Raw genomic sequence first — 23,716 nt, forward strand, 5'->3', positions numbered from 1 at the left:
CTCAATCCAGCTTAGGCGGGAAGCCTGGCTCGGCCTTGGCGATTGCTCGCTGGTAGGCCTCACGCGAGCCGATCCTGTGCAGATACGCTTTCAGGTTCGGCATGTGGTCGATGCTCATGTCGTTGAACGCGCGCGCCGTCGTTAGCGAGAAGCCGAGCATGATGTCTGCGGTCGAGAAATTCGCGCCGCCGAAATAGTCGGTCTCACCCAATGCTTTCTCGATATGCGCCCAGGCGTTGGTGATGCGCTTGGCGAGGGGAGGGGGCATTTCCGCGCCCACGGCACCCACCGCGATGCTCATCATCCCGTTGGTCATCAGCGTCGCATTGGCGAAGTGATACCAGTAGAGATGCTGCGCGAAATCCGGGCTGTCGGGGCCGGGGACCAGGGGTGTGTCAGGCGCGTATTTGCCCACGATATAGTCCATGATCGCGCCGCTCTCACCCAGCACAAGGTCGCCATCCGTGATGACCGGGGCAATCTCCATTGGGTGCAGCGCCTTCAGCTCTGGCGGGGCGAGACGCGTTTCGGGGTCGCGGTTGTAGAGTTTCAAATCGTATTCGAGGCCCAGCTCCTCACACAGCCAGACGATGCGTTCGGATTGCGAGATCCGCAGGTGGTGGACGGTGAGCATGCTCGGGAAAACTCCTGTTATGAATTGCGCGCCCATCCTTCGCGGGCTGGCTCCAGCGTGTCGAGGAATTTTTCCGCGCTCTCCAGATACTCGCCCTTCTTTTCATCGCCCATTCGGTCCCAGGTTGTAAAGATGCGGCCTATGCGGTGGTTGCTGGACAGCCGATCGCGGTGGCGGTCCATGAAGTGCCAATAGAGCGGATTGAAGGGGCAGGCACCTTCGCCGGTTTTCTTGGACACGGAGTAGGCGCAATCCTTGCAGTAGTCGGACATCTTGTTGATGTAATTGCCTGAGGCCGCATAGGGCTTGGTCGCGAGTTTGCCCCCATCGGCATAGAGGATCATGCCCGACACATTGGGCAGCTCGACCCATTCATAGGCGTCGGCATAGACGGCCAAGTACCAGTCCTGCACCGCCTTGGGATCGATCCCTGCGAGCAGACAGAAATTGCCGAGCACCATCAGCCGCTGGATGTGGTGCGCGTGGGCGTTCTCATGCGTGGAGCGGATGCAATCGGACAGGCACCGCATATCGGTCTCACCGGTCCAGAAGAACTCGGGCAAGGGGCGCGTCGCATCCAGCTCATTGGCGTCGGCGAGGCCGGGCATAAAATGCCAGTAAAAGCCGCGCACATATTCGCGCCAGCCGATAATCTGACGGATGAAACCCTCGACCGAATTGAGCGGGGCCTTGCCGTCCTCATATGCCTTCTGCGCACGCTCGCACAGCTTGATTGGATCGAGCAGGCCGAGATTGATGCTGGTCGAGAGCATCGAGTGATAAAGGTCGTCCGACCCGAACACCATCGCATCCTGATAGGGGCCGAAATTCTCGATCCTTGTCGTGAAGAAGGCGTCGGCGGCCTTCTCGGCCTCATCCGCTGTCACTGGCCATTCGAACGGAGTGAGCGCGCCGAAGTGATCGCCGAATTTCGCCTCGACCAGGTCTAAGACTTCCTGAGTGATGTCGTCGGGCTCGAATTTCGGGCGCTTGGGAATGAACAGGTCATCCCCGTCCATGCTCTCGCGGTTTTCGGCGTCATAGTTCCATTTGCCGCCGATAGGCTTCCCATCGCCGTCCATAAGTAGGCCGGTCTTCTTGCGCATCTCGCGGTAGAAATGCTCCATGGTCAGCGCCTTGCGGCCCTCAGCCCACTGATCGAACTCGGCATGTGAGCACACGAAGCGGTCATCGGCGAGGATTTCTACGTCGCAGGCGAATTTGTCTGGCCATTGCTCAAGCGCTTGCTGCACCCGCCATTCGCCCGCTTCGACCACGCGGATGGAGCGCGGATCGTGGCGTTCGACCGCGCGTGCAACCTCGCCCGTGAAATCCCCTGAATTGCCCTCATCGTCGAGCTTTATATAGTCGACGCTCCACCCATCTGCGCGCAGCTCAGCTGCAAAATGGCGCATGGCGGAAAAGATCAGCGCGATCTTTTGCTGGTGGTGTTTGACGTAGGTCGCCTCGTCCCAGACCTCCATCATCAGGATGACGGTGTCGTCTTTGGTGCAGCCTTTGATTGAGGCGAGGGTGCGGGTCAGTTGGTCGCCCAAAACGGGCACAAGAACGCAAGATTTTGAAGCCATGCGCAAGATACGCACGGGATGCCAAAAGGGTGCCGAACCGCGTGCGTTTTACGTGATGGCTCTGCCTATTCGGCGCCCGGTATCTCTGGGACTTCCCGGAGCACCACGGCGTCTGAGGGAGGGGGCGGGAGAACGCCAAAATCGGTCTCGGCAAAGCTGACGGGCGGTTCAAACTCGAACTGTCCCGGGCCCACTTTCACCAGCGTCTCACCGTAGCAGGACCGGTTGCGCGACAAGTGGCCATCGGCGCGAAAGGCTTGCAGGGCTTCCTCGGCGCTGTTGCGGAAATAGACTTGCGGGCTTTGATGTCCCTCAGGGCCGTTGAACCAGGCCCAGGCGCTTGGCGAATGGCCGTGCAGATGCATCATCCACTGCGCCACCACCTCATCGGCGTGATAGGCGGTGAGTGTGTCTGGCCCTTCGAAGACAATCGGTTCGGCGGTGCTGAGTTTGTAGAAGTGGTCGATGCAGCCATTGGGGCCTTTGACCTGCGCGACGGCGATCAGCGCGTACCATGTGGTGACGCCCGATCCTACGGCCTGCACGCGGTCATCTTGGACGATGGTGGATTTTGGGGCGACTTGCGGGGTGCTTGATGCGGAGTCTTCCGCTTCGGACGCGGCTACGGGCTCGCTCACGGCGTCTTGAGCCATGGCGGCGCTGCCCACCAATGCGAGGGCGGCTGCGGTGAAAATGGCGCGATGCTTCATTGGTCGCTCCCCTAGGAAATCTGCACGGGGAAGGGCCTAAACAGCCAATGGTAAGAATTGCCTTAAGGGCGCGCGCACTCGAAGGGCGCGTTCACACGAAGCTGTAGGGGTCGATATCGACGCCGATGCGCACTCCGGGGGCGAAATCTTGAGCGGCCAGCCAATCGCGCAGCACCTTTTGCAGATTCGCACTGCGCCGCGCGTTGATCAGGAAGCGGTAGCGGTAGCGGTTTCGCAGCAGCGCCATGGGAGCGGGCGCAGGGCCGAGGATCATCAGATCGTTCACATGCGGGCGGTTGTGGCCAAGGATATTGGCTGCCTCGCGCGCTTCCTTCTCGTCTTCGCTAGAGAGGATGATCGAGGCCCAGCGCCCGAACGGAGGCGCGCCTGCATCGCGCCGAGCTTCGGTCTCCGCTTCGTAAAAGGCGTCGCGGTCTCCATCGGCGAGGGCGGCGATGACGGCGGCCTGTGTGTGGCGGGTTTGGATGAAGACTTCGCCCGGTTTGGCTCCGCGTCCCGCTCTCCCTGCGACCTGAGCGACCTGTTGGTAGGTACGCTCGGCGGCGCGCAGGTCTCCCCCTTCAAGGCCGAGGTCCGCATCGACCACGCCCACCAGTGTCAGCTCGGGAAAGTGGAAGCCTTTGGTCACCAATTGCGTGCCGACGATCACATCGATCGCCTTGGCTTGCACTTCGGCGAGGAAATGCGCGGCGCGTTCGGGGGAGCCGAGCGTGTCGGAGGTGGCGACGGCCACGCGGGCTTCTGGGAAGCGCTCGGCTACTTCGTCTGCGATCCGCTCCACGCCGGGTCCGCAGGCGACGAGACAGTCCGCCTCTCCGCAATCGGGGCATTCCTGCGGCACTTGCCCCTCGAACCCGCAATGGTGGCAGGCGAGGCGCGAGGATAGGCGATGCTCGACCAGCCAAGCGCTGCAATTGGGGCATTGGAACCGGTGTCCGCAATTGCGGCACAAAGTGAGCGGCGCATAGCCGCGGCGGTTGAGAAACAGGAGCGATTGCTCGCCTTTCTCCAGCCGGTCTTCGAGCGCCTCGACCAGCGGTTCAGCCAGCCAGCGACCCGCGCCCGGTTTGTCTATGGTGAGGTCGATCAGCTTGATGTCCGGCAGCTGCGCACCACCGAACCGGCTCGGCAATTCCAGCTTGGTGTAGGTGCCGGTGTTGGCCATGTGCAGGCTTTCGAGCGCGGGCGTTGCGCTGGCGAGGACCACCGGGATCTGCTCGAACCGCGCGCGCATCACCGACACGTCGCGGGCATTGTAGCGCACGCCGTCATCCTGCTTGAAGCTGATCTCATGCGCTTCGTCGACGACGATCAGGCCGAGGTCGGCATAGGGCAGGAAAAGGGCCGAGCGCGCGCCCACCACGACTTGCGCGGACCCTTCGGATATAGCGCGCCATGCCCGCCTGCGCTCGGTTGATTTCAAGGAGGAGTGCCACTGGACGGGCGCGGCTCCAAAGCGATCCTCAAACCGCGCAAGGAAATTCTCGGTAAGCGCGATTTCAGGCAGGAGCACCAGCACCTGCCGCCCCATACGCAAGGCTTCGGCGACAGGTTCGAAATAGGTTTCCGTCTTGCCGGAACCAGTGACCCCGTCGAGCAGGAAGGGTTCAAACTTGCGCGCCTCCACCGCCGTCACCAGTGCCTTGGCGACGCGCATTTGATCGTCTGACAGGGCGGGCTGGTGATGGTCGGGATCGGCGGGCGGGTAGGGGCGGTCGATGGCGACGCTGACCGGCTCAATCACGCCTTGATTGACGAGGCCGCGCAAGACCCCTTCGGAGACGCCTGCAATCCCCGCCAGCTCTCGGATGGTCGCCTGCTCACCGTCAAGCGCTTCGATGGCCGCTTGGCGTTGCGGGGTCATGCGTTCCGGCGCTCCACCGGATAGGCGGTATTCGGTCGTGGTGGTAGGCCCGCCAAGCGCGCCTCCGCTCGAAAGCACCATGCGCGCGACACTGGCGAGGGGCGCGCAGTAATACTCGGCCGTCCACTCAATCAGGCGTCTGAGAGGCTCGGACAAAGGCGGCACATCGACCACCTCTCGCAGCGCGCGCAGTTTGGAGGCATCGACCTCCGCCCCCGGCAAGCGCCCTTCGTCCCACACAACGCCCGTCACGGTTCGCGGCCCCAAAGGCGCGGAGACGACGCTTCCCGGCACGACCTTCATCCCCTCCGCCAACTTGTAATCAAGCGGGCCGAGCGCAGCATTCAGGACAAGGAGGCGGACGCGGTTCATCTTGCGCTTCATATGGGAGGAGTTAGACCGGCAAAACAAGCACCGGAGTGAGGGATATGAACGCAATCAACAGACGCAACCTATTGGGCACAGCTATGGCGGGAGGCGCACTGCTGACCTTACCCGGCTGCGTAACCGGCTTCCCTCAGCTCAGCATGACCGAGGTGATCCGCAGATTGCTCCTGCGCGCCAGCGATGGTGCGTTTGCGCGCCTGACTGAGCAGGGTGGCTTCTGGGACGAACAGGTAGCACGGCTCGGCCTTGGCAATTTGCTGGGAACCAGAGGCGATGTGCTGGGCAGCATTCTAACCTCCAGCCTCGTCACTGACCGGCTTGAGGATGTGTTTGCCGATATCGCGGTCGAAGGCTCTTTTGTCGCGGCGCCCATCGTGCGCGATGCGGTCGAGACGATCGGCTGGGAGAACGCCTTGGCGCTGGTGCGCGGAGGCCCGACCGCGGCCAGCGATGCCCTGCGCGGCGAGATCGGAAGCGGCCTTGTCAATGCGATGGTGCCAGAATTGGGCGATGCGATCCGCGTCGCTCAAGACCCGTTGGTTGGCCAATTGCTCAGCGCGGCGACAGGCACCGATATTGGCGGCATGGCCACGCAGCTTGCAGGAACTATCGACGATGCTGTGTGGGGCGAGATTGCACGCGAAGAGTCGGCAATCCGCGCCAATCCTGAAGCCACGAACGACCCTGTTTTGATTGGCGCGTTCGGGGTTGGCTCTCGGCTCTAGGTCGGCTTAGAAGCGCGCGGTCACGCCCAGATTGACGATGTGGTCCATCCGGTCCTCACCGTCGCGAAAGACATTCTGGTTGAGATAGCCGGGCGTGAAGGTCACTCCTTCTGCGACCGGCACCGACACGCCCACAAAGTTCCGCCACACGGCCACGCCTTCACGGTTGAAGGCCACGTCGTTGAGGCCAATGAACGGCTCTGTGTAGAGCACCAGATTGTTGTTCTCGGAGATCGGCGTCGTCAGTTGCAGCTGGTTGCGATAGCGCCATCCGGTCGCGTCGCTCTCTTCAAAGAAGCGTTGCTCCAAACGGTTACGGCTGGTCAGCCGAGTGCCGCCTTCGTTGATGAGAGTGACCGTCACCTCTTGGTAGAGGCGGTGCTCGTTCACTTCGACCGGGCCAATGGGGTCGGTCAGGATGAAAGCATAGCCACCGCCCACGCGCACGCCGTCCGCCACATTGGTGCCGATGTAAGAACGCAGCAGCAGCTGGCCGAGGCGATCCGCATCGTTGGTGAAACGCTCTTGCGCTTCCAACCGCAGGATCGTGTCGCCGTCTTCGTCGAGGTCGATGAAGATGAACTGCCCACCCCAGATGTTGAAATCATCCTCCGCCATGGCAGGGGACGCAGACATAGCAGCACCGGCAGCGGCTAGGGTGAGGGCGAGCTTCTTCATCATGGAATTGGCCTTTGATGTGTTGAGCGCAACAGCACTCCGGGAAAGGCGAGCCGACTAGCAGCCACAGGCCGCATAATATCAGTTCACAAGACAGTGTAAGCCACTTGGCCTACATCTGGCGGACCCCCTACAGCTTGTGCCAATCAACGCGCGAAACGCGACTCGCACATTGCAACCTGAGAGAGGCCCGAACCCATGAAATTCTTCGCTGACACTGCCGAGATTGACGACATCAAGGAACTGGCCGCGACCGGCCTGCTTGACGGGGTGACGACCAATCCCTCGCTGATCCACAAGTCGGGCCGCGATTTCATGGAAGTGACCAAGGAAATCTGCGGGCTGACCGATGGTCCCGTCTCCGCCGAAGTGGTGGCGCTCGACCACGAAACCATGATGCGCGAGGCTGAGGTGCTGCGCAAAATTGCGGACAATGTCTGCATCAAGGTGCCTCTGACAGTTGATGGCCTTAAAACCTGCAAGGCGCTGACCGAGGATGGCACGATGGTCAATGTGACCCTGTGCTTCTCAGCCAATCAGGCGATGCTTGCGGCGAAGGCGGGGGCGACCTTTATCTCGCCTTTCGTCGGGCGGCATGATGATAACGGCTTTGACGGGATGGACCTTATCTCCGACATCCGCCTGATCTACGACAATTACGCCTTCGACACCGAGATCCTGGTCGCGAGTGTCCGCCACCCGACCCACATTCTGGAAAGCGCCAAGATCGGCGCTGACGTCATGACGGCGCCGCCCAAGGTCATCATGGCGCTGTTCAAGCATGTGCTGACCGACAAGGGCATCGAAGGCTTCCTCAAGGACTGGGAAGCGACCGGGCAATCCATTGTCTGACGTAACGTTAAGCGGTTTAGACGTTTGACGGGCGCGGTATTTGCCCCCATTTGCTCAGGCTCAAATGGCTGAAGAATCCCCCCTCGATCGTTTCAAACAGGCCCTGACCGGAGCCTCCCGCGCCATCTCCAAGGATGCCGAGGTTGAGGTTGCGTGGAGCGCGGACGTACCCGGAGCGTCGGGCAACCGCTTCCGCGTGCCTCTGCCGGGCCGCGATCTGCCGTCCGATCAAGTCACCGAAGCGCGCGGCTTTGCCGACAGCTTTGCACTGAAATTGCGGCACCACGATGCGGGACTTCACGCACGCAGCGCTCCGCCTGAGCCGGTGGCGCGCGCCTGCTATGACGCGATCGAGCAGGTGCGGTATGAGGCTTTGGGCGCGAACCGTTTTGACGGGATCAAGTCCAACCTCGACAGCGCAACGGAAATGCGCCTTGCGACCGACAACATCGTGCGCGCTCAGAACGCGAGCGAAGTGCCGCTGCAAACTGCGCTCTCTTTGCTGGTGCGTGAGGAACTGACTGGAGAGGCCGTCCCGGACAAGGCGCAAGCGGGCCTCAGCCTGGTGCGCGAGTTTATCCTCGAACAGCTCGGCGGAGACTTGTCGGCGCTGACCGAGCAGCTTGGCGATCAGAAGGCATTTCAGGAAATCGCCCTCCAGATGCTGCGCGACCTCGACCTGACGCAACCCTCAGACACGCCCGACGAGAGCGATGAGGATGACGACGGCGAGGACGAGGACGGCAACGAGGAAGATCAGGATCAGGGCGACGAGCAGCAGGAAGGCGACGCCGATCCCGATTCCGCCGAAGTCGCTGGCGAAATGGCCGAGGGTGACGGCGAGGGCGATGCCGATAACGACTACGCCCCGGACGAGGAAATGCACGACGGCGAACCGGGTGAGGAGGGCGACGCTTCCGACGCGCCCGTCCGCCCAAACCGTCCGCAAACCGACATACCCGATGGCCTCGACTACAATGCCTTCACCGAGAAATTCGACGAGGAAATCGAAGCGCCCGAACTATGCGATGCCGAAGAGCTGGACCGGTTGCGCGCCTATCTCGACAGCCAGCTGACCGGGCTTCAGGGCGTGGTGACACGGCTCGCCAACCGCCTCCAGCGCCGTTTGATGGCACAACAGAACCGCAGCTGGGACTTTGATCAGGAAGAGGGCGTTTTGGACGCCGCGCGCCTCTCCCGCGTGATCGTCTCACCCGGTACCGCGCTCTCCTACAAGGTGGAACGCGACGTCGAGTTCAAGGACACGATCGTCACTCTGCTGATCGACAATTCCGGCTCCATGCGCGGGCGTCCGATCAGCATTGCGGCGATCAGTGCCGACATCCTTGCGCGCACTCTGGAGCGCTGCGGGGTCAAGACCGAGATCCTCGGCTTCACCACAAGAGCGTGGAAGGGCGGGCAGGCGCGGGAGGCGTGGCTGGCCGATGGCAAGCCGCAAAATCCCGGCCGTCTCAATGACTTGCGCCACATCATTTACAAACAGGCTGACGAGCCATGGCGCCGCGCGCGCCGCAATCTCGGCCTGATGATGCGCGAAGGACTGCTGAAAGAGAACATCGACGGCGAAGCGCTGCTCTGGGCGCACTCCCGCCTGATCTACCGCCCCGAAGAGCGCCGCATTCTGATGGTGATCTCCGACGGCGCTCCCGTGGATGACTCGACCTTGAGCGTGAACTCAGCAGGCTATCTCGAAGCGCATTTGCGCGGCGTGATCGACTGGATCGAAAAGGTCTCGCCCATCCAACTCGTCGCCATCGGCATCGGCCACGACGTCACGCGCTACTACCGCCGCGCCGTGACGATCATGGATGTCGAGCAGCTAGGCGGCACGATCATGGAGCAGCTCGCCGAATTGTTCGAGGATGAGAAGGGCACAGGCAGGGGGCGTCGGTGAGCCAGAGCTTGGTCACCCAAACAGGTGTATCGAGTGAATGCCCATTCTGTCTTGCGCGAAGCTCTGCTTTGCCAGCTTTGGGCACCCATGTGGTATTCTTTGGGGGGCGCGAAGTTGGTTTGGAAGGACGGCTCGTGCAACATCAGCTCGGTGGGCGAGAAATACTCGCAATCCAGCTAGATCCAAATGATGAGAGTTCCATTACATCAATTTCTCCAGACCATGATTTGCCTCGCCCGCTTGATTGTATCCGTGTCCCATCGTGGTTCCCGCCATTCAGTTTGGCTAGGGTGGCAAGGCTCGAAGAGCTCGTGCATGAATTCTGCGAAGCATCATTTATCGGATCAAGTTTTCATTGGTCGGATAGCAGATGTGCTGCATTGGTTGCGGCCATCTGGCACGGTCGCTTTGACATCACTCCCAACGAGTTGAGCGCAGTATTGCTCGCGCATGGCATGCCGACTTCGCTGCAATCACGGTTTGAGGACTTTTTTGCAGCGGGAAGAAGCAGTTTAATCGCCGGCTCAGGCAGAAAACCGGTAAAGTCATGGCGTGCACCAAACGATGTAAGCGACCATTTCAACCGCATTTTGCGCTTTAGCTACAATTGGACAAGCAAATGAACGTAACCGAAGCCGTCACCAGCCGCCGTTCTGTGCGGGAGTTTCTCGACACACCGGTCGATCTTGACACGATTCGCCGGGTTATGGACAAGGCTCGCTGGGCGGCGTCGGGGTGTAATTATCAGCCTTGGGAAGCGACGGTGCTCACCGGACAGCCGCTCAAGGATTTGCAGGCCAAGATCACGACCACGCCTCCGCAAGAGCTTGAGTATGACTGGAACGCGCCTCTGGCTGAGGACGATTACAAATCGCGCCTCCACGGTATCTCAAAGGGCATGTTCGAAGCGCTCGGCATTGCGCGCGACGATAAAGCCGCGCGGATGGCGGCGATGGGGCGCAATGCGACCAGCTTTGACGCGCCCGCTGTGCTCTTCGTCTACTTCCCACGCCTGATGAAAGAGCCGCAATGGTCGGACACGGGCATGTGGCTCCAGACCGTTGCCCTGTTGCTGCGCGAGGAGGGGCTGGACAGCTGCTTTCAGGAGTTCATGGCCTACTATGCCAATGTCATCCGCGACCACCTTGGCCTCGACCACGATCGCTACATGCTCTTTTGCGGCATGGCGATCGGCTACCGCGACCCGGAGGCGCCGGTGAACAATTTCGAGCGCGAGCGCGTCGCTCTGGACGATCAGGTCAAGTTTGTCGGTTTCGATTGACCGGGGGGCCTCGGCCTAGCAAAGACCCCGCATCATGACGTCACCTACTTCTGGCCTCAAGCTCTTCAACTCGCTGACGCGCGAGCTCGAAACCTTCACCCCCGTCCATCCTGGCGAGGCGCGGGTCTATTCGTGCGGGCCGACGGTCTACAACTACCAGCATATCGGCAATATGCGCGCCTATGTCTTTGCGGATACGCTGGGGCGGACGCTGCAATATAAGGGCTACAAACTCACCCATGTCGTCAACATCACCGATGTGGGCCACCTGACCTCCGACGCCGATGAGGGCGAGGACAAGATGGAGAAGATGGCGGCGACGCAAGGCAAGAGCGCGTGGGACATCGCCGCCTTCTATCAGGCCGATTTCGAGAATGATCTGGCGCGCCTCAACATCCAGCCGAAGCAGCATCCCAAGGCGACTGAATATGTCGCGGAGATGATCGAGTGGGGCAAGCAGATGGCGGATGAGCACTGCTACGAACTCGACAGCGGGCTCTATTTCGACATCTCAACCGTTGCCGATTACGGCAAGCTCGCGCGCGCTGTGACCGAGGAGGGTGAGGGCCGGATCGAGAAGCTGGAGGGCAAGCGCAACGCGGGCGACTTCGCGATCTGGCGCAAGACCCCGGCAGGCGAGACGCGGCAGATGGAGTGGGATAGTCCGTGGGGTAAGGGCGCTCCGGGCTGGCACTTGGAATGCTCGGTCATGGGCGAGAAGCTGCTGGGCTTCCCCTTCGACATTCACACGGGCGGGATCGACCACCGGGAGATCCATCACCCGAACGAAATCGCACAGAACCAGGCGTTTTCGACCTGCGGTTCGTGCTGTGCAGCGAGTGAAGCGGGGCTGGATGACGCGACCAATTCCGGTGCCAACATCTGGATGCACAACAACTTTCTCGTCGAGCGATCCGGCAAGATGTCCAAGTCCTCCGGAGAGTTCCTGCGCTTGCAACTGCTGGTCGACAAAGGCTTCCACCCGCTCGCCTACCGCTTGATGTGTTTACAGGCGCATTATCGCTCGGAGCTTGAGTTCAGCTGGGAAGGACTTGAGGCGGCTCTGACGCGGCTGAAGAGGATGGTGATGCAGGCGGAGCGGCTCGCCGATGCCGATGCTTCGCCCGTCGCCGAGCATCCCAAATTTGCCCAGCCGCTCGCCAAGTTCGAGGAGGCCATGTCCGACGACCTCAATACCGCGATTGCTCTGACCGCGCTCGAAGATGCGCTCAGCGTCAAGAAAGTTGATGCCGGGATCAAGCGGGCCGTGATCGAGAGCATGGACGCGGTGCTGGGCCTCAACCTGTTTAGTCTCACCCGCGAAGAACTCCGCATCCGCCCGGTCTCCGCCGAGATCACCGAAGCCGAGATCGAGGAGGCGCTCGCTCGCCGCAAGGCTGCGCGCGCGGAGAAGGACTTCGCTACCTCCGACGCCATTCGCGACGAACTCGCCGCCAAAGGCGTAGAGGTGATGGACGGCGACCCCTTGGGCTGGGAGTGGAAGCTATGACCACACTCGCCATCTCAGGCCTCATCCGTCCGCTGCTTGAACCGCAGCTTCCTAAAGACCTCGATGTGCGCTGGTTCATGACCCACGAAGAGGCGCTGGAGGCGGTCAAGGGTGCGGAGATCGGCTGGTTCGATTCTAACAATAAGGATGACATGGTGAAGTCGCTGGAGGCGGCGACGGATTTGAAGTGGCTGAACTCGATCTATGCAGGGCTCGATTTTCTGCCGATGGATGTGCTGATCGAACGCGGGATCACCGTCACCAATGGCGCAGGCATCAACGCGATCACGATTGCCGAATATGTCATCATGGGCATGCTCAACATCGCCAAGGGCTACCGCGAAGTGGTGCGGGCGCAGGAGCGGCGTGAGTGGTTGCTCGACAGTCCCGGCAAGCGCGAACTGGCGGGCGGCAAGGCGCTGCTGCTTGGCTTTGGCGCGATCGGCAAGCTGATCAAGCCGCGGCTTGAAGCCTTCGATGTCGATGTGACCGTGGTGCGCCGCACCCCCTCTGACGGTGTGCTCTCTCCGGACCAATGGCGCGGGAAACTCAGCGAGTTTGACTGGGTCATCCTCGCCGTACCTGCAACGCCGGAGACTGACGGGATGATCGGCGCAGACGAGCTATCCGCGATGAAACCGGACGCGGTGCTGGTGAACGTTGCGCGCGGAGAAGTCGTCGACCAGCCGGCTCTGATCGAGGCGCTCAAAGGCAAACAGATTGGCGGCGCATTCCTCGACGTGACCACGCCTGAGCCATTGCCTGAGGACCACGAGCTGTGGACGCTCGACAACGCGCATATCTCAATGCACCTGTCGGGCCGGGCGCAGGACAAGATGTTCATCCGCAGCGCCCAGCGCTTCTTGGAGAACCTCGCCAATTACCGCGCAGGCAAGCCGGTCGCGCCGATCTTCGATCCCAAATTGGGATACTGATCGCCGCCATTTTCCCCGACCCCCTTGGAATTTGGCGCATTCCTGCAATACTCCGCCCTCGGATGGGAGCATCACTCAGTGCAATCGGGTGGTGCATGAATTGGGGGGAATTCACGAAATGAGCGATACCAAAAAAGCGTCTGACGTCTTCATCGACTGTCTGGAGGCAGAGGGCTGCGAGTATATCTTTGGCGTCCCGGGGGAGGAGAACCTCGATTTCCTCGAACTCGTTGGGCCGCTCTGGCAAGATCAAGTTGATCCTCACCCGCCACGAACAGGGCGCTGGCTTTATGGCTGCGACCTATGGGCGGCACACCGGCAAGACCGGTGTGTGCGTCGCGACGCTTGGGCCGGGGGCGACGAACTTCGTGACCTCCGCCGCCTATGCTCAGCTTGGCGGGATGCCAGTGCTGATGATCACGGGGCAAAAGCCGATCAAGAAGTCCAAACAGGGCCGCTTCCAGATCGTCGATATCGTCTCGCTGATGGAGCCGGTGACGAAGTACTCGATCCAGATCGCAGCCGGAGACAACATCCCCAGCCGCGTGCGCGAAGCCTATCGCCTGGCAGAGGAGGAGAAGCCGGGCGCAACCCTGATCGAACTGCCCGAAGATATCGCCGAGGAACCCACCACCGACTACAAGCCGCTGCCCAAAAGCGTCGCCCGGCGTCCGTCGGCGGAAGCAAAAGCCGTGCGCGCGGCGGTCAAGGCGATTGAGGCGGCGAAGAACCCGATCATCGTCATCGGTGCAGGCGCGAACCGCAAGATGGCGGGGCGGATGCTCGAACAATTGGTCGAGAAGACCGGCATTCCCTTCCTTACCACCCAAATGGGCAAGGGCGTCATCGATGAACGCCACCCCAAATTCGTGGGCTGTGCGGCTTTGTCAGCAGGCGACTTTGTGCACCGCGCGGTGGAGGCTTCGGACTGCATCATCAATGTCGGGCACGACGTGATCGAAAAGCCGCCCTTCTTCATGAAGGACAATGGCGTCACGGTGATCCACGTCTCGACCAAGACGGCGGAGGTCGACCCGGTCTACTTCCCTCAGATCGAGGTGATCGGCGATATCGGCAACGCGATCTGGCAGATCAAGGAAGACATCGTCCCGAACCGCTCGTGGAATTTTGACCAGCTGCTCGCCTATCATCAGGCAGAGCTGGACCACACCCAGAAGCTGGCCGAGGATGACCGCTTCCCGATCTTCCCGCCTCATCTTGTGCAGCAAGTGCGCGACTGCGTGCCGCATGACGGGATCATCTGCCTCGACAATGGCGTCTACAAGATCTGGTTCGCTCGCGGCTACACCGCCTATCTGCCCAACACCGTGCTGCTCGACAATGCGCTGGCGACGATGGGGGCAGGCCTGCCGTCTGCAATGATGAGCGCGATGCTCTATCCCGACCGGCACGTCATGGCGATCTGCGGCGATGGAGGCTTCATGATGAACTCTCAGGAGATGGAGACCGCAGTGCGCCTCGGCCTCAACCTGACAGTGCTGATCCTGCGCGACGATGCCTATGGGATGATCCGGTGGAAGCAGGCCAATATGGGCTTTGACGATTTCGGCCTGACCTATGGCAACCCCGATTTCGTCCAATATGCCGAGAGCTATGGCGCGAAGGGGCACAGGGTTGAAAGCTCGGAGCATCTGAAAGAGCTCCTCGCCCATTGCCGCGACACGCCCGGCGTCCACCTGATCGATTGCCCTGTCGACTACACTGAGAACGACCAGATCCTGAACATCGACATCAAGAAACTGAGCGCAGAGCTTTAATCGGGAGGCCCTGTGCCATGAAACAAGTCGTCAATCCGTTTGACCTGTCGCCCATTGGCAGCGTGCCGGAGGTCGATGCGGCCACGGTTGAGGAATATCTCGCCAAGGCCCATGCGCTCTCGCGTGATCGTTCGCGCTGGAAGAAGCCGCATGAGCGTGCGGCGATCCTCCACCGTGCGCGCGACATCATGGCTGATCGCCGCGATCATCTTGCGATGCAGGTGGCGGCGGAAGGGGGAAAGCCTCTGATCGATGCGCGGGTCGAAGTTGACCGCGCGATCAACGGGATGGAGCTGTGCATCCACGAAATCGGCTCTGTGAAAGGCACTGAGATCCCGATGGGCCTGACGCCTGCGGGCGACGGTCGCACGGCATGGACCACGCGCGAGCCGATTGGCGTTGTCGTCGCGGTCTCCGCTTTCAACCACCCGCTCAACCTGATCGTCCATCAGGTCGCGCCCGCTGTCGCAATGGGCTGTCCAGTGCTGGTGAAGCCCGCTTCCGACACGCCGCTTTCGTGCTTTGAGTTCGTCTCGATCCTGCACGAAGCGGGTTTGGAAGAGGACTGGGCAAGGGCGGTCATGTCCAGCCGCGAGGCGTCAGAGGCGATGGTGACCGACCCGCGCGTGGCCTTCTTCAGCTTTATCGGATCAGCCGGAGTGGGCTGGGGCCTGCGCTCCAAACTCGCGCCGGGCACGCGCTGCGCTCTGGAGCATGGCGGCGTCGCGCCGGTGATTGTCGATCCCAGCGCGGACCTGGACAAAGCCGTGCCGAGCCTCCTCAAAGGCGGGTTCTATCACTCCGGTCAGGTCTGCGTGTCGGTCCAGCGCATCTTCGCGCATTCCTCGATCGTCGGCGAACTCTCCGCACGCCTCGCAGAGGGAGCCAAGGCGCTCAAAGTCGGGAACGCGATCCACGAGGACACTGAATGCGGGCCGCTGATCCGCCCCAAGGAAGTCGACCGTGTCGCGCAGTGGGTCGAGGAAGCGCGCGCAGGCGGGGCGCAAGTGCTGTGCGGGGGAGAGAAACTCTCCGACACCACTTACGCGCCCACCGTGCTGCTGAACCCCGCGCCGGATGCGACAATCTCAACGAACGAAGTCTTTGGCCCAGTCGTCTGTGTCTATTCCTATGACGACGTTGACGCCGCGATTGCACAAGCGAACTCGCTCGACGTGGCGTTTCAGGCGGCGGTCTTCACCAACGATCTAGCCGCCACGATGCACGCCTATCGCGGGTTGGATGCAAGCGCGATCATGGTCAACGACCACTCCGCCTTTCGCACTGACTGGATGCCCTTTGCCGGGCTTCGCCAATCAGGCCACGGGGTCGGAGGTATACCCTACACCTGCCATGAAATGACCATCGAGAAAATGATTGTGATTAATTCCTGAGGTTTGGGCGGACCCATCCGGGCCCGCCTCCTCGGCGCTATTCCTTCGCTTCGCTACGGGCACCTGCGGACGCGCAGTCGCGCTTTGATTGCCATGGCCAAGAGGCGAGCATCATCAACTCTCCTCCAACAACAGCAGCACCGCGGTCACCACCATGCGTTCATCAGCGCCAAATTGGTGGTCGACTTCCTTGATCGTCGCATCGGCGACCAGCTGGCCGGGGATGGTGAATTCGTGCTCGGGCAGCTCGGCGATGAAGTCTTCACCTGCTTCCACCGCTTGCGCTCCGTTAAAGTCCAGCATCACCTCATGGCGCGTCCCGGAAAAGGTGATGGAGGTCCAGGTGGTCTCTTCATGGGTAAGCAGATCGGCCTGACCCTCTGCCAGCATCAACAGCGCCTCACGCACCCGGTCTGACGTTGTGCGGCGCGGGCGATAGCGGCGCGCGACGGGGCGCGCTTTGGGCGTGTCGGTACGCGAAGACGCATCAGCGGACTTGGTTTCAAACCGCGCGGCAGGGGCGGCGAGCAGGGTCGGATCATACAGCATAGGAATAGGCCTTCGTTTCAAAAGTGCTGGGAGTGTTGGCAGAGCGATTGGAGGCGTTGGCGGTGGCCTCGGCGTGGGCCTGCGCGCGGGCCTGCGCGGCGGCATATTGGTCCATCCATTGAACCGTGCGTTCGGTCGTCGCGGTCCGGGGCACGCGGCCCATGCGCAGGTCGAGAACAAAGCGCGGATCGCCTGCCGCTAGCCTCCCGAACTTGGTCGCGGCCATGTCATGTTGGCGCAGGAACTTCTCGACTTTCTGGAGCAGCATTTATGTGATCCCTTCTCGTGTTGAGGCCAGAATTAGCCAAAGTCACAAGAGCCATTGCCTGCACCGCGAATCGCTCAATGTTCCATTTATGTTCCATGCGAAATCCTACTTGTCTAGGAAAAATCTTTCGTGTAGGAATTGAAATAGGAAATCAGAAGGAGTGCGCCGTGGACGAGATCGCTTTGGACGCGCGGAAACGCTTGCTTGAATTGTCGCAGGAGCGTGGGGCGAGCCTCGCTTCGCTCTCGGAATTGCTGGGGCGGAATGCGAGTTACCTCCAGCAATTTATCCGCAAGGGCTCTCCCCGGAAGCTGGAGGAGGGCGACCGTCGGACGCTGGCGGAATTCTTCGGCGTGGAGGAAGCGGAGCTGGGCGGTCCGGCGGGATCGATTCCGCGATCAAAGGAAAAATCCTACACACCCTCCCGGGTGGACGCGCAAGAGGAGTGGGTCGAAGTCGCCCGCCTCAACATCGGCGCCTCAGCCGGTCCCGGTGCACTGCCCGACAGCGAAGCCGCCTTCGACGCGTTTCGTTTCTCGCGACGCTGGCTTGCCGAGCAGGGGCTGGAGGGCGCGCAACTCTCCGCCATCCAGGTCGAGGGGGACTCGATGGAGCCGCTGCTCAACAATGGCGACGAAATCCTCATCGACCGCGCCCCGCGCACCTTTCGCGACGGCGTCCATGTTATCCGCCTGGGCGACACCCTGATGGTCAAACGCGTGGCGCAAGCCGGAGCAGGGCGCTTCTCCCTGCTGAGCCAAAACCTCGCCTATCCGCCGGTGGATGTGGACGCGGGCGAGATGGAGGTGATTGGCCGAGTCGTTTGGAAGGGGGGACGGATTTAAGCGCGATTTAAGACATTTAGAGTAAGACCATGCCTCTGATCGAGAGGGGCGCTCATGCTACGGTTCTTAACCAACCACACCGAATTCTGCGTGATGTTCGTCATCGTGCTTTTTGCCGTGCGCAAGCTGACCGGCGCGAGTGTGCCCGCAATTTCCTACGCGACAATCGCCTGGGCGGTGGTCATCATCTGGACCACCGAGTTTCCTTTCTGGCCTCTCGGCGAAACGCTCACGCACCTTCAACTCGCCGTTGGTTCTGTGGTGAGCTTTGTTGTGATTTCCGGCGTCGCGCTCGTCTTCGACCGCACCGGCCTCGTCAAACAACCCGAACAGCCGCAACGCCCGCTTGAGTTCTAAGCTCGCTTGCGAGTTGGGGTGAGGGCAATTAGATCACCCTCATGACCAAACTTCCTCCCATGAAAGCCGCGATCATTCCGGTGACGCCGCTTCAGCAAAACTGCTCGCTCATCTGGTGCACGAAGACCATGAAGGCGGCGCTGACCGATCCGGGCGGTGATCTCCACAAGCTGAAGGACGGCATCGCCAAGGCGGGCGTCACGCTCGAGAAAATCCTCATCACCCACGGCCATCTTGACCATTGCGGTCAGGCGGGGATGCTGGCGGAGGAGCTGGGCGTGCCTATCGAGGGCCCGCACAAGGATGACCTGTTCTGGATCGAGCAGCTCGACAATGACGGCGCGCGCTACGGGATGGAGGCGAAGAGCTTCACCCCAGACCGCTGGCTGGAACAGGGCGATAAAGTCACTGTCGGAGAGCTGACACTCGACGTCATCCATTGCCCCGGCCACACGCCCGGCCACGTCGTCTTCATCCACGGGCCAAGCAAGTTTGCGATTGTGGGCGACGTGCTGTTCCAAGGCTCCATCGGCCGCACCGACTTCCCGCGTGGCAACCACCAGGACCTGATCGACTCGATCACGAAGCGCCTCTGGCCGCTGGGCGAAGACATAACCTTCATCCCCGGCCACGGCCCGACCAGCACGTTTGGTCAGGAGCGCAAGACGAACGCGTTCGTAAGCGATTACGCGTTATCTTAGGTGGGGTCCTGATCTTCCGCCGCCATCTTTTGGCTCTCACGCTTTAGCGGGCGAGAGACGGGACAAACCTCCTGCACATAACTATTGAGCGTGTTGGTTAGATTCTCGCGCACCAGCCGGTAATGGACATATTGTCCGCGCTTTTCACTCTCTACGAGCCCGGCGTTCTGCAAGACGGATAGGTGCTGGGAGACAGCGGGTTTGGAAATGTCGAAGCGTTCGGCGATCTGCCCCGCAGTCAATTCTGACTCCGAGAGGTAGGCAAGGATCTTGCGGCGAACCGTAGAGGCGAGGGCTTCAAATACCTTTTGCATGTGCTTTGGCATATAAGCACTTGCCTAATTCCTTACTAGGGTGCAAAGGCAATTAAGAATTACATTAAATACCTATGGAGTGAGCCGATGAACCGCCTCCAAACCCGAGACCGCTGTGAAGTGAACTGGATCGCCCAAACGCCGGACGCTGATCCGGCAAATGGCACGGTAAAGTGGGACCCGGTTCACAGCCTTTGGAATGGCGGAATGCGTGTGGCTTCGCTGGTGTTGATCCCGTTCTTTACCACACCCTCTGCCGTCATCGTCGGGCTAGGTCTCACTGGCGTTATGCTCTTGCTAGGCCATTCGGTGGGTTTCCATCGCTTGTTGATCCATGGCAGTTTTGAAACGGCGCCTTGGATGAGGCGCATTCTGATCTGGTGCGGGACTGTCGCAGGAATGAGTGGGCCCTTGTGGATTGTGCGCACCCACGACCTGCGCGACTGGGCGCAGCGTCAGAGTGTGTGCCACGACTATCTCGCCCATCGCCGCCCTATGCTGCACGATGCGTGGTGGCAGCTGCACTGCACCCTAAAGCTCGACAATCCCCCGGATTTCAATCTCGCAAGGCTGGAAGAGAGCCGCTTCATCCGGTGGCTTGAGAGGACTTGGATTTTGCAGCAATTGCCTGTTGCAGCACTGCTCTATTGGGCAGGCGGCTGGCCGTTTGTCGTTTGGGGTGTCTTCGTGCGCATTGCTCTTACGGTCCACGGCCATTGGCTTGTCGGGCACTTGGCGCATCGCCGAGGCCCGCAAAGTTGGGAAGTACGTGACGCTGGCGTGCAGGCGCATGACGTCCCATGGGCGGGACTCATCACAATGGGAGAGGCATGGCACAACAACCATCACGCCTTTCCCGGAAGCGCCCGGATTGGCCTCAAGCCCGGTCAAAGCGATTGGGGCTACCGCTTCATTCAAATGATGGAACGGCTAGGATTAGCTTGGAACATCTGCTTGCCGCAGCACATGATTGGTCGTGGGAAGCAATTGCGTGTGGTCGGAGCCTCTTCTACATCACCCCACCAGCAATCAGTGCAGCAACCACGCCAAGGCCCACCAGCGTCAGCATCGAAACGATCGTCCCGATCATCCGACCTTTGCTAAGGCCTCCGCCATCCATGCCGATGCCGTGGGCGACGCGGGCGAGGATGAAGGCTCCGGCGACGTAGTGCAGCCAGCCTGTGCCGTGGCCGGCGAGTTCTATCGTGGCGATCAGGATCAGGACAAGGGGTGCGTTCTCAACGAAGTTGGAGTGCGCGCGCATGCGGCGGATCACGGCCTCGTTATCTTCGTCCCCGACAAAGATCTTCTCCTGCGTCCTCACGCGCCCGACGCGCACCATCAGCCACACATTCAAGATTGCCGCCGCCGCTGCGGTCGACAAAGTCACTGGAAGCATTTCCATGAAAACAAGCCCTCTCGTTAAATCCCTTTATCCGTGTAGCCTGCTAGAGCGGGCTAGCCCAGCTTGCAACGGCGGCTTGCAACCTCCGATTTTTCCGCTATATCGCGCGCTTTCCCGCCACATTGGCATGGACGCAGCGCATGGGCCTGGTGCTTGTGCGAAAGGCGGTCTTGCCCTAGAGGCGTCATCACAGTTTCGCGCGGTTTCCTCGCGCTTTTGAACGTTTTAATTGAGAAAGTGGCGTAGCCATGGCTGTTCCTAAGAGAAAAGTTTCCCCGCATCGTCGTGGCAATCGCCGCGCACACGATTCGCTCAAAGTCGAAGCATTTATTGAATGTTCGAATTGTGGCGAGCTCAAGCGTCCGCACATGATGTGCCATCACTGCGGCTATTATAATGGCCGTCTGGTGATTGAGCCCAAGGGCATCTAAGCCGTTACTGAACAAGGACAAGGCGCATGACACACCCGCGTATCGCAGTCGACGCGATGGGCGGCGATGAAGGCGTGCGCGTCATGGTTGAGGGCGCGGCGCTTGCCCGGCGTAACCATCCTGAGTTCAAATTCTTGCTGGTGGGTGATGAGACGCGGATCAAAGCCGCGCTCAAAGACCATCCCGGCATGGCAGGCGCGTCCGAAATCCTCCATTGCGACGATGTGATCAGCGGGGACGAACAGCCTTCCAAAGCGATCCGCCGCGCGAAAACCACCAGCATGGGCTTGGCCGTCAATGCGGTGAAGGAAGGCGCGGCTGGAGCAGCGGTCAGCGCAGGCAATACCGGCGCTCTCATGGCGATGAGCAAGATTGCGCTGCGCACTATGCCCGGCATTGATCGCCCTGCGCTTGCGGCACTGATGCCGACGCTTGAGAAGCATGATGTCGTCATGCTCGACCTTGGCGCCAATACCGAGGCTAACGCGCGCAACCTTGTGCAGTTTGCGGTGATGGGTGCAGCCTATTCGCGGATCGTCAACGGGTTTGAGAAGCCGTGCGTGCGTCTGCTCAATATCGGCACCGAAGAGATTAAGGGCACAGAGGCTCTGCGCGATGCAGCGGCGCTGCTGACCGAGGCGACAACGGCCGCGGATAGCGAAATCGCTCTCAAATTCGATGGCTTTGTCGAAAGCGACAAGATCAACCGCGGTGAGACCCATGTGGTTGTGACCGACGGGTTCTCTGGCAACATTGCTTTGAAGGCGATTGAGGGCTCGGCGCGGTTCGTGACCGATCTGCTCAAGCAGGCTTTCACCAGCTCGATCCGATCGAAGTTTGGTTTCCTCGTATCGCGTCCTGCGACGGAGCTGCTGCGCCATCACCTCGATCCGAATAACCACAATGGTGCGGTGTTCTTGGGGCTCAACGGCGTAGTGGTGAAGAGCCATGGCAGCGCGACGGCAAAGGGTGTGGCCCATGCCGTGGCGGTGGCCGCGCGGCTGCTGGAGAACAATCTGACCCAGCGCATTGCCAAGGATTTGGCCGAGCTGGGCGAGGATGCGTTGAAGAGCAACGGTGCCAAGACTCCTCTGAAGGCCGGCGAAACCAAGGACAGCGGGGCAGAGGCGTGACCGGCCAAAAAGCTCCAGGGTCTCGCATTCTGGGATCCGGCTCGGCGCTGCCCGACCGCGTCGTCACCAACGAAGAACTCGCGGCCAAGGTCGACACTTCTGACGAATGGATCGTCGAGCGAACCGGCATCCGCCAACGCCACATAGCGGGCGAGGACGAAACAACTGCGACGCTGGCCACAGCGGCGGCGCGCGCGGCTCTTGATGATGCAGGACTGACCCCGGCTGATATCGACCTGATCGTGCTTGCCACTGCGACGCCGGACAACACGTTTCCGGCGACCGCCACGAAGGTGCAGCACGCGCTGGGATGCCCCAACGGGCCTGCCTTCGACGTAGGCGCTGTTTGTTCAGGCTTTCTCTACGCTTTGACCACTGCCGATTCGCTGCTGACGACCGGCGCTGCGAAGCGCGCATTGGTGATCGGCGCAGAAACTTTTAGCCGCATCCTCGATTGGGAAGACCGCACAACCTGCGTCCTTTTCGGCGATGGAGCGGGCGCGATTGTGCTGGAGGCTCCCAGTCACGGTGTCTCGGCTGGGCAGGAGAGCGCGGGCGTTCTGGCCAGCCGCCTCCACGCCGATGGAGCGCAGCACGACCTGCTCTATGTCGATGGCGGACCCTCAACCACGCAGACGGTCGGCCATTTGCGCATGAAGGGCCGTGAAGTGTTCCGCCATGCGGTGGTGAACCTGTCGAGCGTATTGAACGAAGTGCTTGATGAAGCGGGTGTTTCGGCCGGTGAGGTCGACTGGATCGTGCCCCATCAAGCGAACAAACGTATCCTCGATGCGACCGCCAAAAAGCTCGCAATTCCGCCGGAAAAGGTGATCGTCACGGTCGATAGACACGCCAATACTTCCGCCGCTTCAGTGCCGCTCGCCTTTGACGTGGCGCGCAAGGACGGGCGCATCAAATCGGGCGATCTCGTGATGTTCGAAGCGATGGGCGGCGGCTTTACTTGGGGCGCGAGCCTCGTGCGTCTGTAAACCGACCGTTCGGTCAGGTTTTGGCCCGTGGGGACAAACTGTAGCGGCCCCGGCGTGACTGTTGCGAAATTTACAATTCTTCCATACACTCCGCGCGATAAAGGGGTAAGACCACCGCAAAGGGAGGCAGGCAAAAAATGCGTTCAATGGGCACGTTGACCAGGGCTGATCTGGCTGAGACGATCAACCGCAAAATGGGGCTGAGCAGAGCGGAATCGCTCGATCTCGTCGAAGCTATCTTGGACAAGATGTCCGATGCGCTTGCCGATGGCGAAAACGTCAAGATCTCCGGATTTGGCAGCTTCGTCCTCCGCGACAAGAACGAACGCGTTGGCCGCAATCCCAAAACCGGCGTCGAAGTGCCGATCACACCGCGCCGGGTGATGACTTTCCGCGCGAGCCAATTGCTCAAGGAAAAGATTGCCAAGGGTTGAGGCTTTTCAGGCCTGA

At 60.9% G+C, this 23,716-nt stretch carries 25 protein-coding genes and 1 pseudogene; 17 read left to right on the plus strand and 9 right to left on the minus strand.

The genetic code is table 11. The features are described 5' to 3' along the window. Position 1: 1 nt before the first annotated feature. The 4 genes from AC0V6X_RS03275 to AC0V6X_RS03290 all read right to left on the minus strand — a co-directional run bounded on the left by AC0V6X_RS03275 (position 2) and on the right by AC0V6X_RS03290 (position 5,202). Positions 2 to 634: a glutathione S-transferase family protein gene (locus AC0V6X_RS03275; RefSeq protein WP_486183167.1), complete on the minus strand. Its 633-nt coding sequence runs from the start codon at positions 632 to 634 to the stop codon at positions 2 to 4. Positions 635 to 651: 17 nt separating this feature from the next. Next, the gene (locus tag AC0V6X_RS03280; RefSeq protein WP_486183168.1) at positions 652 to 2,223 is read right to left on the minus strand and encodes a cryptochrome/photolyase family protein; all 1,572 of its coding nucleotides are present in this window, start codon (positions 2,221 to 2,223) and stop codon (positions 652 to 654) included. A gap of 65 nt (positions 2,224 to 2,288) precedes the next feature. Continuing rightward, a complete protein-coding gene (locus AC0V6X_RS03285; protein ID WP_486183169.1) occupies positions 2,289 to 2,933 on the minus strand; it encodes a hypothetical protein in 645 nt (214 codons plus the stop codon). Positions 2,934 to 3,024: 91 nt separating this feature from the next. Further along, positions 3,025 to 5,202, minus strand: a complete 2,178-nt coding sequence (locus AC0V6X_RS03290; protein ID WP_486183170.1) for a primosomal protein N' — start codon at positions 5,200 to 5,202, stop codon at positions 3,025 to 3,027. Between the two features lie 44 nt (positions 5,203 to 5,246). Here AC0V6X_RS03290 and AC0V6X_RS03295 point away from each other — a divergent pair, with 44 nt between their 5' ends. Further along, entirely contained in the window at positions 5,247 to 5,930 is a 684-nt protein-coding gene (locus AC0V6X_RS03295) for a DUF4197 family protein (protein ID WP_486183171.1), read from the plus strand. A gap of 6 nt (positions 5,931 to 5,936) precedes the next feature. Here AC0V6X_RS03295 and AC0V6X_RS03300 read toward each other — a convergent pair whose 3' ends face one another. Further along, positions 5,937 to 6,611: a DUF2490 domain-containing protein gene (locus AC0V6X_RS03300; RefSeq protein ID WP_486183172.1), complete on the minus strand. Its 675-nt coding sequence runs from the start codon at positions 6,609 to 6,611 to the stop codon at positions 5,937 to 5,939. 195 nt (positions 6,612 to 6,806) lie between these two features. Here AC0V6X_RS03300 and fsa point away from each other — a divergent pair, with 195 nt between their 5' ends. From fsa to AC0V6X_RS03340, 8 genes and pseudogenes are all read left to right on the plus strand, one after another. Then, the gene (gene fsa, locus AC0V6X_RS03305) at positions 6,807 to 7,460 is read left to right on the plus strand and encodes a fructose-6-phosphate aldolase (protein ID WP_486183173.1); all 654 of its coding nucleotides are present in this window, start codon (positions 6,807 to 6,809) and stop codon (positions 7,458 to 7,460) included. Between the two features lie 64 nt (positions 7,461 to 7,524). Continuing rightward, positions 7,525 to 9,375 carry a cobaltochelatase subunit CobT gene (gene cobT, locus AC0V6X_RS03310; protein ID WP_486183174.1) on the plus strand — a complete coding sequence of 617 codons (1,851 nt, stop codon included), beginning with the start codon at positions 7,525 to 7,527 and terminating at the stop codon, positions 9,373 to 9,375. Between the two features lie 134 nt (positions 9,376 to 9,509). After that, positions 9,510 to 9,998 (plus strand): hypothetical protein, encoded by a 489-nt coding sequence (locus AC0V6X_RS03315; protein WP_486183175.1) that lies wholly within the window; start codon positions 9,510 to 9,512, stop codon positions 9,996 to 9,998. Beyond that, positions 9,995 to 10,657 (plus strand): nitroreductase, encoded by a 663-nt coding sequence (locus AC0V6X_RS03320; RefSeq protein ID WP_486183176.1) that lies wholly within the window; start codon positions 9,995 to 9,997, stop codon positions 10,655 to 10,657. The genes AC0V6X_RS03315 and AC0V6X_RS03320 overlap by 4 nt, the downstream gene beginning before the upstream one ends. A gap of 34 nt (positions 10,658 to 10,691) precedes the next feature. Further along, complete coding sequence (gene cysS / locus AC0V6X_RS03325) at positions 10,692 to 12,167, plus strand: cysteine--tRNA ligase (RefSeq protein WP_486183177.1); 1,476 nt, start codon at positions 10,692 to 10,694, stop codon at positions 12,165 to 12,167. Beyond that, complete coding sequence (locus AC0V6X_RS03330; RefSeq protein WP_486183178.1) at positions 12,164 to 13,102, plus strand: D-2-hydroxyacid dehydrogenase; 939 nt, start codon at positions 12,164 to 12,166, stop codon at positions 13,100 to 13,102. Before cysS ends, AC0V6X_RS03330 begins: the two co-directional genes overlap by 4 nt. Positions 13,103 to 13,220: 118 nt before the next feature. Beyond that, positions 13,221 to 14,880, plus strand: a pseudogene (locus AC0V6X_RS03335) (acetolactate synthase large subunit). A gap of 17 nt (positions 14,881 to 14,897) precedes the next feature. After that, positions 14,898 to 16,274 (plus strand): aldehyde dehydrogenase family protein, encoded by a 1,377-nt coding sequence (locus AC0V6X_RS03340; protein WP_486183179.1) that lies wholly within the window; start codon positions 14,898 to 14,900, stop codon positions 16,272 to 16,274. 114 nt (positions 16,275 to 16,388) lie between these two features. On the opposite strand, the gene AC0V6X_RS03345 is transcribed toward AC0V6X_RS03340, so the two are convergent. Both AC0V6X_RS03345 and AC0V6X_RS03350 read right to left on the minus strand, forming a co-directional pair. Beyond that, the gene (locus tag AC0V6X_RS03345; RefSeq protein ID WP_486183180.1) at positions 16,389 to 16,823 is read right to left on the minus strand and encodes a hypothetical protein; all 435 of its coding nucleotides are present in this window, start codon (positions 16,821 to 16,823) and stop codon (positions 16,389 to 16,391) included. After that, positions 16,813 to 17,091, minus strand: coding sequence for a hypothetical protein (locus tag AC0V6X_RS03350; RefSeq protein ID WP_486183181.1), 279 nt, complete (start codon positions 17,089 to 17,091; stop codon positions 16,813 to 16,815). Before AC0V6X_RS03350 ends, AC0V6X_RS03345 begins: the two co-directional genes overlap by 11 nt. A 167-nt stretch (positions 17,092 to 17,258) precedes the next feature. Here AC0V6X_RS03350 and AC0V6X_RS03355 point away from each other — a divergent pair, with 167 nt between their 5' ends. The 3 genes from AC0V6X_RS03355 to AC0V6X_RS03365 are packed head-to-tail and all read left to right on the plus strand — an operon-like array spanning position 17,259 to position 18,994. Further along, on the plus strand, positions 17,259 to 17,936 hold the full coding sequence (locus tag AC0V6X_RS03355) for a S24 family peptidase (RefSeq protein WP_486183182.1): 678 nt from the start codon (positions 17,259 to 17,261) through the stop codon (positions 17,934 to 17,936). Positions 17,937 to 17,990: 54 nt separating this feature from the next. Next, positions 17,991 to 18,293 (plus strand): hypothetical protein, encoded by a 303-nt coding sequence (locus AC0V6X_RS03360; RefSeq protein ID WP_486183183.1) that lies wholly within the window; start codon positions 17,991 to 17,993, stop codon positions 18,291 to 18,293. 59 nt (positions 18,294 to 18,352) lie between these two features. Next, entirely contained in the window at positions 18,353 to 18,994 is a 642-nt protein-coding gene (locus AC0V6X_RS03365; RefSeq protein ID WP_486185503.1) for an MBL fold metallo-hydrolase, read from the plus strand. Here the strand turns inward: AC0V6X_RS03365 and AC0V6X_RS03370 are convergent. Further along, entirely contained in the window at positions 18,991 to 19,308 is a 318-nt protein-coding gene (locus tag AC0V6X_RS03370) for a metalloregulator ArsR/SmtB family transcription factor (protein WP_486183184.1), read from the minus strand. The genes AC0V6X_RS03365 and AC0V6X_RS03370 overlap by 4 nt on opposite strands. Positions 19,309 to 19,395: 87 nt before the next feature. Here AC0V6X_RS03370 and AC0V6X_RS03375 point away from each other — a divergent pair, with 87 nt between their 5' ends. Continuing rightward, entirely contained in the window at positions 19,396 to 20,412 is a 1,017-nt protein-coding gene (locus AC0V6X_RS03375; RefSeq protein ID WP_486183185.1) for an acyl-CoA desaturase, read from the plus strand. Here AC0V6X_RS03375 and AC0V6X_RS03380 read toward each other — a convergent pair. After that, positions 20,318 to 20,713 carry an MAPEG family protein gene (locus tag AC0V6X_RS03380; protein ID WP_486183186.1) on the minus strand — a complete coding sequence of 132 codons (396 nt, stop codon included), beginning with the start codon at positions 20,711 to 20,713 and terminating at the stop codon, positions 20,318 to 20,320. The genes AC0V6X_RS03375 and AC0V6X_RS03380 overlap by 95 nt on opposite strands. Before the next feature lie 248 nt (positions 20,714 to 20,961). On the opposite strand from AC0V6X_RS03380, the gene rpmF reads away from it, so the two are divergent. From rpmF to AC0V6X_RS03400, 4 genes are all read left to right on the plus strand, one after another. Continuing rightward, positions 20,962 to 21,144 carry a 50S ribosomal protein L32 gene (gene rpmF, locus AC0V6X_RS03385; protein ID WP_486183187.1) on the plus strand — a complete coding sequence of 61 codons (183 nt, stop codon included), beginning with the start codon at positions 20,962 to 20,964 and terminating at the stop codon, positions 21,142 to 21,144. 26 nt (positions 21,145 to 21,170) lie between these two features. Further along, positions 21,171 to 22,277, plus strand: coding sequence for a phosphate acyltransferase PlsX (gene plsX / locus AC0V6X_RS03390; protein ID WP_486183188.1), 1,107 nt, complete (start codon positions 21,171 to 21,173; stop codon positions 22,275 to 22,277). Continuing rightward, positions 22,274 to 23,266, plus strand: a complete 993-nt coding sequence (locus AC0V6X_RS03395; protein WP_486183189.1) for a beta-ketoacyl-ACP synthase III — start codon at positions 22,274 to 22,276, stop codon at positions 23,264 to 23,266. The genes plsX and AC0V6X_RS03395 overlap by 4 nt, the downstream gene beginning before the upstream one ends. A gap of 137 nt (positions 23,267 to 23,403) precedes the next feature. Beyond that, positions 23,404 to 23,700 (plus strand): integration host factor subunit alpha, encoded by a 297-nt coding sequence (locus AC0V6X_RS03400; RefSeq protein ID WP_486183190.1) that lies wholly within the window; start codon positions 23,404 to 23,406, stop codon positions 23,698 to 23,700. The last annotated feature ends 16 nt before the right edge of the window (positions 23,701 to 23,716 follow it).

This window comes from Erythrobacter sp. S267 (assembly GCF_057365045.1).

Excerpts from the sequence above, each read along its gene's own strand:
- AC0V6X_RS03275 (WP_486183167.1), bottom strand. The coding sequence starts at position 634 with ATGCTCACCGTCCACCACCTGCGGATCTCGCAATCCGAACGCATCGTC.
- AC0V6X_RS03280 (WP_486183168.1), bottom strand. The coding sequence starts at position 2,223 with ATGGCTTCAAAATCTTGCGTTCTTGTGCCCGTTTTGGGCGACCAACTG.
- AC0V6X_RS03285 (WP_486183169.1), bottom strand. The coding sequence starts at position 2,933 with ATGAAGCATCGCGCCATTTTCACCGCAGCCGCCCTCGCATTGGTGGGC.
- AC0V6X_RS03290 (WP_486183170.1), bottom strand. The coding sequence starts at position 5,202 with ATGAAGCGCAAGATGAACCGCGTCCGCCTCCTTGTCCTGAATGCTGCG.
- AC0V6X_RS03295 (WP_486183171.1), top strand. The coding sequence starts at position 5,247 with ATGAACGCAATCAACAGACGCAACCTATTGGGCACAGCTATGGCGGGA.
- AC0V6X_RS03300 (WP_486183172.1), bottom strand. The coding sequence starts at position 6,611 with ATGATGAAGAAGCTCGCCCTCACCCTAGCCGCTGCCGGTGCTGCTATG.
- fsa (WP_486183173.1), top strand. The coding sequence starts at position 6,807 with ATGAAATTCTTCGCTGACACTGCCGAGATTGACGACATCAAGGAACTG.
- cobT (WP_486183174.1), top strand. The coding sequence starts at position 7,525 with ATGGCTGAAGAATCCCCCCTCGATCGTTTCAAACAGGCCCTGACCGGA.
- AC0V6X_RS03320 (WP_486183176.1), top strand. The coding sequence starts at position 9,995 with ATGAACGTAACCGAAGCCGTCACCAGCCGCCGTTCTGTGCGGGAGTTT.
- cysS (WP_486183177.1), top strand. The coding sequence starts at position 10,692 with ATGACGTCACCTACTTCTGGCCTCAAGCTCTTCAACTCGCTGACGCGC.
- AC0V6X_RS03330 (WP_486183178.1), top strand. The coding sequence starts at position 12,164 with ATGACCACACTCGCCATCTCAGGCCTCATCCGTCCGCTGCTTGAACCG.
- AC0V6X_RS03340 (WP_486183179.1), top strand. The coding sequence starts at position 14,898 with ATGAAACAAGTCGTCAATCCGTTTGACCTGTCGCCCATTGGCAGCGTG.
- AC0V6X_RS03345 (WP_486183180.1), bottom strand. The coding sequence starts at position 16,823 with ATGCTGTATGATCCGACCCTGCTCGCCGCCCCTGCCGCGCGGTTTGAA.
- AC0V6X_RS03350 (WP_486183181.1), bottom strand. The coding sequence starts at position 17,091 with ATGCTGCTCCAGAAAGTCGAGAAGTTCCTGCGCCAACATGACATGGCC.
- AC0V6X_RS03360 (WP_486183183.1), top strand. The coding sequence starts at position 17,991 with ATGCTACGGTTCTTAACCAACCACACCGAATTCTGCGTGATGTTCGTC.
- AC0V6X_RS03365 (WP_486185503.1), top strand. The coding sequence starts at position 18,353 with ATGAAAGCCGCGATCATTCCGGTGACGCCGCTTCAGCAAAACTGCTCG.
- AC0V6X_RS03370 (WP_486183184.1), bottom strand. The coding sequence starts at position 19,308 with ATGCAAAAGGTATTTGAAGCCCTCGCCTCTACGGTTCGCCGCAAGATC.
- AC0V6X_RS03375 (WP_486183185.1), top strand. The coding sequence starts at position 19,396 with ATGAACCGCCTCCAAACCCGAGACCGCTGTGAAGTGAACTGGATCGCC.
- AC0V6X_RS03380 (WP_486183186.1), bottom strand. The coding sequence starts at position 20,713 with ATGGAAATGCTTCCAGTGACTTTGTCGACCGCAGCGGCGGCGGCAATC.
- rpmF (WP_486183187.1), top strand. The coding sequence starts at position 20,962 with ATGGCTGTTCCTAAGAGAAAAGTTTCCCCGCATCGTCGTGGCAATCGC.
- plsX (WP_486183188.1), top strand. The coding sequence starts at position 21,171 with ATGACACACCCGCGTATCGCAGTCGACGCGATGGGCGGCGATGAAGGC.
- AC0V6X_RS03400 (WP_486183190.1), top strand. The coding sequence starts at position 23,404 with ATGCGTTCAATGGGCACGTTGACCAGGGCTGATCTGGCTGAGACGATC.